Raw genomic sequence first — 10,343 nt, forward strand, 5'->3', positions numbered from 1 at the left:
GCGGGCTAGGAGGCGGCGCGCCAGCCGTGGCTCAGGTGACCGTGGGTCAACCGGCCGTGCGCCACGCGTCCCTGGGTCACGTGGCCCAGCTCGATCGCCATCCGGGTCAGCTCCGCCTTGTTGGTCACGTTGAGCTTGGCCCGGATCCGCTTGGCGTACGTGTTGACGGTCGCCTGGGACAGCCCCATCCGGGTGGCGATCTGCGCGTGGGTGAGCCCGAGCGCGATCCAGCGCAGCGTCTCCACCTCGCGTGGGGCCAGTCCGTTCTCGTCGGCGTCGGCCGGGCGCGACAGGTCCGCCGTGAACCGGTCGGCCAACTCCGCACCGATATGCAGCCCGCCGGTGGCGACCACCCGCAACGCCAGGCGCACGTCGGGTTGCTCGGCGTACCGGGTGATCACGCCGCGGGCCCCGGCCCGGACGGCGGAGAGCAGGCCCGGCGGCTGCTCCCAGGTGGCGCAGACCAGCGGGGCGCCACGGGTGGCGAGCTTCCCGATCAGCTCCAGCACGCTCGCACCGGGCAGCGCCGGCAGGTCGATGAAGATGACCCGGTAGTCGGCCGGTCCGGCCTGCTCCAGCTCACCGGCCGAGCCGACCGAGGGGCCGAGCGCGAGACCCGGCTCGTCCTGCACCAGACGTTCCATCCCGACCCGCGACAACGGCTGGTCGCACACGATCGCGACCGTACCCAGATCCTGTTCCATGGCCGTACCCCTTCTCTGCCCGGTGCATCACACGACGGACGCGGGACCCGCCGTGTTCAGCGGGGTGATGGCACGGACTCGCCGACGTCGGATTGAGAAAACCAGGCACCGCCGTCCGTTGAGAGGACGTGCAAGGGGGGACATCGAGGAACGGACGAGCGTCATGACCGGCAGGCTGCCGCCGACACCGGCCACCCGGGCCCGCCCGGAACACCGCCGAATCGACGGGCTCTACGACATCTGGCTGCGTACCGGCCCGGACGGTCTCCCGGTCGCGCTGCGCGGCAGTGGGACGCCGCTCGACGCCGGACAGCTCGCCGACCTGGTGCGCCGGGGCGGTGGAGCGGGCGACGACGTCCGGATCATGATGGACGGTGCCGAGGATCACGCGGAGATCTTCGCCGAGCTGGCCGGGATCCTCGGGCGGGATGTGCTGATCAGTCCGGTCGGCAGCATGCTGCGTTTCGACGGGGACCGGGAGCCGGAGCCCAGCCTGGTGGACGCCCGGACCGGGCGACCGGTGGAGTGGCTCGTCGTCCAACCCCCGGCGATGGCCACCGACCTGCCCGGCTGGTACGAGACGACCGGCGGCGTGCTGCGCCCCCGGTCCGGTGTCGTCGCCGCGCCACTGCCCGGTGGGCTGACGCTGGCCACCCGCGCCGACTTCGTGGCCCGCCGGGCCGCTGCGGTGGACCTGGCCCCGGGGCACCCGGAACTGACCACGATCGGGGTGTCGGTCCGGGGCGGTGGCTTCGTGGTCGGCGACTACACCGGCTCCTATCGGGTGACCGGTGGGCGTCAGCTCGCCGCTGCCCTTTCCGACGTGCCGTTGTACGGCAGCGAGATCCGGATGTGGCTGCACTGGCCCTCCGACCCGGAGGAGCGGCAGCGCCTGCACGCCAATCTGGCCGCGTTCGCGGACAACACCGGGGCGATCGTCTGGGCGCCGGAGCGTACCGCCGCCCTGGAGGTCCTGGAGAGCTGCCAGGACCTCAGTGCGGTGGACCGGGCCGGCGGCCCGGCCGAGTGGCGTACCTATCTGCCGCCGATGGCCGCCTCGCCGCGCTTCGAGCCGGACCAGGATGGTCGGCTGTCCCCGGCCGGGCGGATGGTCGTCACGCCCTATCCGGGCGCACCCCTGGTCAGCGTCGCACCCGCCCGCCAACGGGCGATGAACTCGCGGTACAGCAGCCTCCAGGCCCAGCACGGGCTGTTCCGGATCGACCTGACCATCCTCAACGACGGCCGGTGGGCGGTGCAGTACGCCGACTCCGGGCCGCACGCGCTCGGGCCACGGGTGCTGCAACGGATGCTGCGCACCGCCGGGTGGCAGGGGGAGGACCTGTTGCTGCTGGCGAGCTATCCGGCCTCCGCCGAGGCCGGGGTCCGCCACTACGGCAGCCGGTTGGTGGAGGGGCTGCGCGCCGAGGTGTGGGTGCTGCCGCCGGGGGCCGCCTTCGACAGCGTCGACGGTACGGCCCGCGCGGTCGACGAGCGGGGTCGTCCGGTCGACTGGCAGCGCCTCGACCAGGACGACTCGCAGCGCCGCTGGCAGAGCGACGACGGTGTGCTGGTCACGGCGGAGAGCAACAGCCGGAGCACCACCGTCGAGGTGACACCGTCGGTCGACCGGCAGCAGGCGGGTGAGCCCGGGGCGTCGGCTGTGGCCTCGGCCTCCGACGTCCGGGCGTACCCGGCGCCGTCGTCGGTGGGCCGCGTGCCGGCGGTGACGTCGGACCCGGTGCCCCCGGTCCCGGTGCACGCCGCCCTGCCCCTGCCCGTGCCGACGTCCCCGGCCCCGGAGCTGCCCCCGGCCCCGGAGCTGCCCCCGGCCCCGGAGCTGCCCCCGGCCCCGGAGTCGCCCCCGCCCCCGCCGCCGTTCACCCCACCTCCGCCGTCCACTTCTTCGCCTGCACCGACCCGGGCGGGCGGCTGGGCCCAGCCCAACCGGACCGAGCCGAGGCGCGTCGAGCGGCAGGTCGGGCCACCACGACCGCTGGTCGGACCGGTGGCGGGCCCGCGTCCGGCGAGCGGGCCGCGCGTCGAGGCCGGTCCGGTACGGGAACCCGATCCGCGAGCGGAGCGACGCCCTGGTCCGGTCGTGGAGCCCGGGCCGGGGACGCCGCGACGGCCCGGTAGCGGCCCGGTGATGGAGCCCGGGTCGGGGCGGCCCGACCGGCCCGCCCCGCCGCCCGGGCCGGAGCTTCCGGTCAGCGCCGCACCTAAGCTCGGCACGGTACGTCGGCCGGTGTCGCACGCGATCTACTGGATCGCCGAGCGACCGACCGTGAACGCCGATCCGGTCGAGCTGTACGTGGTCGCCGGCTGCTCGCCGACCGAGGCCACCGGCACCGGCGTACCCACCGCGAACCTGTTCCTGGTCGGCACGCTCCGCCCGCCGGTGCCCGCCGCGCTGCGGGCGGACGAACACCTGCTGCGGGTACGCGTCCTCGCCGGTGGCGCGGTGGACATGTCCTCGATCACCGTGCACGAGCCGCCGGCCCTGCACGAACTGCTCGTCGACCGGGACGAGTCGTACCTGCTCCCGGGTGGTCTGCTGGACCGAACCCAACTCGTCGCCGGGTTCGGTGTCGACGCGTCCGGGCGGTACGTGGAGCAGCCGGTCGCCCCGTCCACGCCGCCGTTGGCGCTGCGCTGCACCGGTGCCGGGCACGGCGTCGAGGGGTTGCCGGCCGACCTGCCCCGCTGGCCGTACGAGGCCGACGCGCTCGCCTACGCGCTGGTGCGCGATCCCGGGTCGACGATCCGGAACCAGGGACTGGTGCTGCTGCGCAACCGGCCGCGTGCCCGTCGGGGGCGGCTGCTGGTGCAGGTGCGGGTGCCGTGGCGGTGCGCGGTCGACGTACGGGCGACCGTGGCGCAGATCGGCGACCTGCCGCAGATCCGGTCGGCGGCCGGTTCGATGCTGGAGGCCGGCGCGGGCCTGCTGCTGCCCCGGGAGGCGAACGAGGAGGTCGAGGTCGTCCGGCTGCTCTCGGCGGGCCGATTCGGTTGGCGGACGGTGGGCGAACCGGAGATGTCGTTGGCCGACTTCCTCGCCAGCCGGGCCGACACCACCACCCGGCCGGGCAGCACTGCTGGGACCAGACCTGGGCCCCACTGAGTCCTTCGGCTCACGCCGCCCGCCGCCCGAATCACTAGCGTCCCGATTGAGCGGTGCGGGGCAAGGGTCCGGGTCCTGGGGAGGGCTGCAGCGATGGGTGCCAACGTTGGTGTGCAGGAGCGGGTCGAGACAGATGTCGACCTCGATCACCGGATGCGGCGTGTCTTCGCGGACAACGCCCAACCGTTGTACTACTACCTGCTGCGGCTGACCCGGGGGCAGGGCCAGCTCGCCGAGGACCTGTTGCAGGAGACCATGCTGCGGGCCTGGTCCCGGCTGAGCGAACTGCCCGCCGACGACGCCACGATCCGCCGGTGGCTGTTCATCGTGGCGCGGAACCTCTCGATCGACACCGCCCGTGCGCGGGCCGCCCGACCCACCGAGGTCTACGGGATGGACGTGAGCTGGGCCCACTCGCCGGACGACGAGTTCGACGGCCTGCTCGACCGGTTCGCCCTGGCCGACGTGCTGCGCAAGCTCACCCCCGAACACCGTGCGGTGCTGGTCGAGCTCTACTACGGCGACGTCTCGGTGGCCGAGGCGGCGGCCCGGATCGGCATCCCGGAGGGGACCGTACGATCGCGGTCGTTCTACGCTCTGCGCGCCGCGCGGGGCATCATCGGCGGGCCCGGCGCACTGGCGGCGTGATCGGAAACTCCCGACGCGGCGACTGAACGTCGTGGCGACCGGGACCGTCGTGGAGTCGTGAGTCCGGACCCGGACGGGCACGACGAGGGGGCGAGGGAGATGTTGGTCAGCCGGTACCCGTCACGGGTGGGACGGTACGTGGTGGTGGTGCTCGGCGTGCTGCTGGCCGCACTGCCCGTCCTCCCGGCCCGCGCCCAGGCCGCACCGTACGTCAAGTACTACACGGTGGAGTCCGCGTACGCGGGCAAGCCGGAGGGTCTGCGCGACATCGCCGAGCGTTTCCTCGGCACCCGGGACCGCGCGGAGGAGATCTTCAACCTGAACGTCGGCCGGGCCCAGCCCGGCGGCGGTGCCCTCACTGACCCGAGTCAACTGCGTGCCGGCTGGCACCTGGTGCTGCCGTGGGACGCGGTCGGTGACGGGGTGGAGCGCGGCTCGCTGCCGTCCCCGTCGTCGCCGTCGGCCCGTCCACCGTCGGGCGGGGCCTCCGCCGCACCACCCGCGACGAACCCGCTGCCCCGCCCCACCATTCCCAGCCCCAGCCCCACCCCGAGTCCGAGCGGGACCAACAAGCCCGGTTCGGGGGGCGCCAAGTGCGGCACTGCGACACGGGGCGACAAGGACCGCGCGGACTGGGCGGAGCGGCGGATGTCACCGGAGCGGGCGTGGTCCCGGAGCCGGGGCGAGGGCCAGATGATCGCGATCGTGGACTCCGGTGTGGACGGCAGCCTCGCCGAGCTGCGCGGCCGGGTCACCCAGGGCATGGACGTGGTGGCCGGTAGCGGCCGGGGCGACGTCGACTGCCTCGGTACCGGCACCGCGATGGCCGGTATCGCCATCGCCCAGTCCGGCTCGAAGGGCAAGGTGACGGGAGTGGCTCCGGAGGCGACCGTGATGCCGGTCCGGGTCGTCACCACCAAGGCCGAGTCGCAGCCGGCGGACCAGGCGGCCGGTATCGAGGTTGCGGTGGCCGCCGGTGCCACCGTGATCGCGCTCGGGTCGTACGTGGACCCGAACGTCCCGGCGGTCGCCGAGGCGATCGCCACCGCCGTCAAGCACGACATCGTCGTGGTCTCCGCCGCCGACCTGGAGTCGAGCGACCCGGAGTCGGGGCTGCCGGACCGGGGCATGCTGCGGGTCGGCGGCATCGACGGCGACGGCAAGATGGCGGCCAGCTACCGTGCCGGGGGCGTGGACGTGGTCGCGCCCGCCGTGGACGTGGCGAGCCTCGGCATCGGCGGTGCGGGCGAGTTCGTCGGCAGCGGCACCCAGTACGCGGTGGCGTACGCGGCGGGTCAGGCCGCGCTGGTCCGGTCCGCGTACCCGAACCTGTCGGCCGCTCAGGTGACCGAGCGGATCCGCAGCACGGCCAGCCGCACCGCGGAGACCTCGGAGGATCCCGCCTCCTACGGCGACGGCGTCATCGACCCCTTCACCTCGGTGAACGCGGCGATGGAGAGCGACGGCGGGGCGGCTGCCCCGAACGGCCCGCCGGCCGGTGACAGCGACTCGTCGACCAGCGGCGGCCAGGTGGCCATCTTCGTGCTCATCGGGTTGGTGCTGGTGGCGGTGACGGTGCTGTCGGTGATGCGGCTGCGGACCGTGCTGCGCTCCGACGACCGCAAGGACCCCGAACCGGAGCTCGACGCGCCCGCGATGCGTCCGGCCGACCCCTCCGATGCGCAGCGGTTGAGGTGATCGCCAAGTGACGGGGCAGCCAGCGGTCTCCGTCCCGGCCAGCGCGCCGTCCGGCCGCATCGAACGGGTCTCCACCCGCCCGTGGAGCCGGCACCGCACCATCTCCTCGGCGATCCGGGCGGCCCGTGACGGCGGCGTGGTGTCGGTGGTGGCCGGCGTGTACCGCGAGTCGTTGACCGTGGACAAGTCGGTGACGCTGGTGGCCGAGAACGACGGCGGCGCGGTCGAGCTGGTCGCGCCGCACGGTCCGGCGCTCGCCGTACGGTCCGGGTCGGCCACCGTCCGCGGGTTCGTGCTCAGCGGCTCCGGTGCCGTGGTGGTCGCCGCCACCGGCCGGATCGCGCTGGAGTCGACCACGGTCACCGGAGGCGCGGTCCAGGTCAGCGGGGACGCCTCGGCGACCCTGCGGGACTGCGCCATCCTGCGTACCGGGGCGGCTCCCGGGCTCATCGCCGCCGACCAGGCGACGGTGGAGGGCACCTCGGTCGAGATGACCGAGACCGGGGGCGCCGCCGTCGAGGCCGCCGGTAGTGCCCGGGTCACCCTGGCCGACAGCCGGATGGGCGGTGTCGGCGCCGGTGCGCTGGTGGCGGACAACGCCACGCTGACGCTCACCCGGTGCGAGATCGGGCCCAGCGGCGGGGTGGGTGTCGAGGTCAGCGGCGGCGGGCAGGCCCGACTGACCGACTGCCAACTGCACGACCTGGCCGCCGAGGGGCTGCGGGTCAGCGGCAGCGCGACCTTTGGTCCGGACTGGTGGCCGCCGCTGCGGCCCGAACACGCCGGGACCTCGGGCACGGGGGAGACCGGCGAGACCGGCGGGGTGCTCGTCCGGCGGTGCACGATCAGCCGTGCGGCCTCCGCCGGAGTGCTCCTCGCCGGGTACGGCCACCTGCACCTGGACGAGTCGACCGTGGACGCCGCCCGAGGTCCGGGCGTGCTGGCCGGCGGCGACAGCCGGCTCTCGATGGCCGGCAGCCGGATCAACCAGGCCGGTCAGACCGCGCTCGCCGTCCGGGACCGCGCCGAGGTCCGCCTCACCGGGGGCACCTTCGCCGACTCGGCCGCCAACGGGCTCTACGCCGCCGACGACGGGCGGATCCTGATGCACGGCAGCGAGGTGCGGCGCTCCGAGTACAGCGCGGTGCACCTCACCGGTACGGCCAGTGCCGCGCTGGTCGAGTGCACCATCGCGGACACCCCCGAGTTCGGGGTACGCGCCTCGGACCGGGCCCTGCTTCGGGTGGAGGGCGGCACCATCACCGGTGCCGGACTCGGCGGCGTGCAGATCGACGGTGGCGCCGACGCCGAGTTGCGCGGGCTGACCGTCACCGACTCCCGGGCCGGCGTACGCGTGGACACCCCGCACCGCCCGCTGCTGACCGACTGCGAGGTCCGCGACGTCGAGCAGACCGGGATCGAGGTCGCCCCGCACGCCGCGCTGCTGGCCCGGAACTGCCGGATCGCCTCCTGCGGCGCGGCCGGAGTGCTCGTCGACGCGTACGCCACACCGACGCTCGAAGAGTGCGAGATCACCGACATCGGCGGCAGCGGGCTGGTGCTCTGGGAGGGCGCCGAGCCGATGATCCGCAGCCTGACCGTGCGGGAGTGCCGCAAGAACGGCGTGTACGTCGGCGACGGCGCGCACGGCAGCCTCACCGACTGCGACATCTCCCGGACCGACTACCCCGCCGTGCACGTCGGCGCCGACGCCGATCCGGCGTTGTTGCGCTGCCACGTGCACGACGCCGGGGCCGACGTCGACCAGACCGACCAGGGCCGGGCGACCTTCGAGGAGTGCTGGAGCACCGACGTCGCCGAGGCGACCCTGCCGACCGAGCCGGTCGCCGCCCGCGCGGTGCCGGCCGGTCCCGGTCCGCGTCGCCCCGCCGCCGCACCCCGAGCCGGTGCCACCAGCAAGGTGCCGGAGTTGGCCGACCTGCTCGGCCAGCTCGACGACCTGGTCGGGATGGCCCGGGTCAAGCGGGACGTGGGCACCATGGTCAAGCTGGTGCAGACCGTCAAACGTCGTCGGGAGGCCGGTCTCGCACCGCCGCCGATGTCCCGGCACCTGGTCTTCGCCGGCAACCCCGGCACCGGCAAGACGACCGTGGCCCGGCTCTACGGGCAGTTGCTCGCCGCGCTGGGCATGCTCGAACGTGGACACCTGGTCGAGGTGGACCGGGGCACGCTGGTCGGCGAGTACGTGGGCCACACCGCACCGAAGACCCAGGCGGCCTTCCGCAAGGCCCTCGGCGGGGTGCTCTTCATCGACGAGGCGTACGCCCTGGTACCCACCGGGGGCGGGACGGACTTCGGCCAGGAGGCGATCTCGACGCTGGTGAAGCTGATGGAGGACCACCGGGACGAGGTGGTGGTGATCGTCGCCGGTTACCCGGACGAGATGCGGCAGTTCGTCGCGGCCAACCCGGGCCTGTCCTCGCGCTTCTCCCGGACGCTCAGCTTCGAGGACTACTCGTCCGTGGAACTGGTCCAGATCGTGGAGAAGCAGGCGAGCCGACACCAGTACCACGTCGCGGAGGGCGGCCGTGCCGCACTGCTCACCTACTTCGACGGCGTCCTGCGGGGCGAGGGCTTCGGCAACGGCCGGTTCGCCCGCAAGGTCTTCCAGATGATGACCGAGCGGCATGCCGCCCGGATCGCCGAGATGGACGCGCCCAGCACCGCCGAGCTGAGCACGTTGGAGGCCGACGACCTGCACGCCGACGACCTGGAGGTGGCCGGATGACACGGCTCGGGTGCCGGGAGGGCCGATGAGCGGCGAGCGGAGCCGGATCACGGTGGTCGGCACCCGCCGCCGACTGGACGTGTCGGTGCCGTCCGGGGCACCGGTCGGCGAGTACTCGGCCCGCCTGGCCGAGATGTGCGGCCAGGACCGGGCCGACGTGCTTCCGCCGGCCTGGTCCCTGGCTCCCGCCGGTCATCCGCCGCTGCCGCTGGACGCCACCCTGCTCGATGTCGGCGTGGTCGACGGCCAGGTGCTGTACCTCCGCGACGCCGCCCAGGAGCCGAACGACGCGCCACTGGTGGAGGAGATCGAGGAACTCGTCGCCGACGAGACCCACCGGCATCGCCAGCAGCGACTCCGGGGTGGCACGACCGTCCTCGGCCTTGGTCTGTTGTGGACGACGGTGGCCGCGATCACCGCGGGACTCCGGTTCGAGGGCGGTGCCGGCACCGCCGCCGGGCTCGTCCTGGCCGCGTTGGGCCTGCTCGCCGGAGCGTGGAGCCTCACCCAGCACCGCGAGGTGGTGCCGGACTGGCTGCGGATGGCGGTCGCGTTGACCTCGGTGCCGTGTCTGGCGGCGGCCGGCATGCTGGTGACCCGGGTGCTCGGCGCGACGGCGTACCGCTGGGACGGCGCGGTGTTCGGCGCCTGCCTGGCCGCGCTGATGGCGCTGGTGGTCATCCCGACCGCCGCATTGGTCGTGGTGCAGTTGCACCTGACCGTCGGCCTGGCGCTGGTGTCCCTGATCCGGGCGCTGGACACCGACCGCGCCGGTGCCGCCGCGGTGGTCACCGTGACGGCGATGGGGATCATCGCGGTGGCCCGGCGGATCGCCGCCACCGTGGCGTCGTGGGGACAGCGCCGACCGCCGGACCAGTCGGCCGCCCTGCCGGTCACGATCGGGCTGGTCGACCGCTCCCACCGACTACTCTCGGTGGTGCTCGTCGGTCCGGCGCTGGCGCTGACCGCCGCGCTTCCGGTGCTGGCCTCGAACGGCGGCGGCTGGGCGGTCGCGTTGACCGCGGTGGCCAGCATCGCCCTGATGGCCCGCTGCCGGCTGGTGGCGTTCTCCGCCGAACTGCTCCTGCTCGGCACCGCCGCACTGGTCGGCTGCTTCAGCCTGATCCTCGCGGTCGTCGGGATGCTCGGCGCGGGCCCCGGCGCGACCCTGGTCGTGCTCGTGCTGGCCGGGCTCGGCGTCGCCGGAGCCGGGGTGGCGCTGAGCCTGTTGCGTCCCTCGACACCCGAGCCGCCACGCGACGGGCCGATGGTGCACCCCTCGGCCCGTCGCCGCAGCCGGGCCGAGGTGTTCGGGGTGATCACCAGTCTGCTCATGGTGCCGTTGGCGCTGGGCGTGCTCGGCGCGTTCCGACACATGGTCGAGGTGGGTCGCAACATTTTCTGACCCCCAGGGGGACGG

Annotated in this window: 6 protein-coding genes; 5 read left to right on the forward strand and 1 reads right to left on the reverse strand. The window is 74.0% G+C overall.

The genetic code is table 11. The features are described 5' to 3' along the window. Positions 1-5: 5 nt before the first annotated feature. A complete protein-coding gene (locus tag ACQVFL_RS03310; protein WP_396692273.1) occupies positions 6-704 on the reverse strand; it encodes a LuxR C-terminal-related transcriptional regulator in 699 nt (232 codons plus the stop codon). A gap of 163 nt (positions 705-867) precedes the next feature. Between ACQVFL_RS03310 and ACQVFL_RS03315 the strand changes: the two genes are divergently transcribed. The 5 genes from ACQVFL_RS03315 (at position 868) to ACQVFL_RS03335 (ending at position 10,328) form a co-directional block, all read left to right on the forward strand. After that, positions 868-3,828: a hypothetical protein gene (locus tag ACQVFL_RS03315; protein ID WP_431728666.1), complete on the forward strand. Its 2,961-nt coding sequence runs from the start codon at positions 868-870 to the stop codon at positions 3,826-3,828. A 93-nt stretch (positions 3,829-3,921) separates the two neighbouring features. Further along, on the forward strand, positions 3,922-4,476 hold the full coding sequence (locus tag ACQVFL_RS03320; protein ID WP_396692275.1) for a sigma-70 family RNA polymerase sigma factor: 555 nt from the start codon (positions 3,922-3,924) through the stop codon (positions 4,474-4,476). A 57-nt stretch (positions 4,477-4,533) separates the two neighbouring features. Continuing rightward, positions 4,534-6,174: a S8 family serine peptidase gene (locus tag ACQVFL_RS03325; protein ID WP_431728667.1), complete on the forward strand. Its 1,641-nt coding sequence runs from the start codon at positions 4,534-4,536 to the stop codon at positions 6,172-6,174. A gap of 7 nt (positions 6,175-6,181) precedes the next feature. Further along, positions 6,182-8,923: a right-handed parallel beta-helix repeat-containing protein gene (locus ACQVFL_RS03330; protein WP_431728668.1), complete on the forward strand. Its 2,742-nt coding sequence runs from the start codon at positions 6,182-6,184 to the stop codon at positions 8,921-8,923. 25 nt (positions 8,924-8,948) lie between these two features. Beyond that, entirely contained in the window at positions 8,949-10,328 is a 1,380-nt protein-coding gene (locus ACQVFL_RS03335; RefSeq protein ID WP_396692278.1) for an EsaB/YukD family protein, read from the forward strand. The last annotated feature ends 15 nt before the right edge of the window (positions 10,329-10,343 follow it).

It is taken from the genome of Verrucosispora sp. TAA-831 (assembly GCF_050780145.1).
Taxonomy (GTDB): domain Bacteria; phylum Actinomycetota; class Actinomycetes; order Mycobacteriales; family Micromonosporaceae; genus Micromonospora.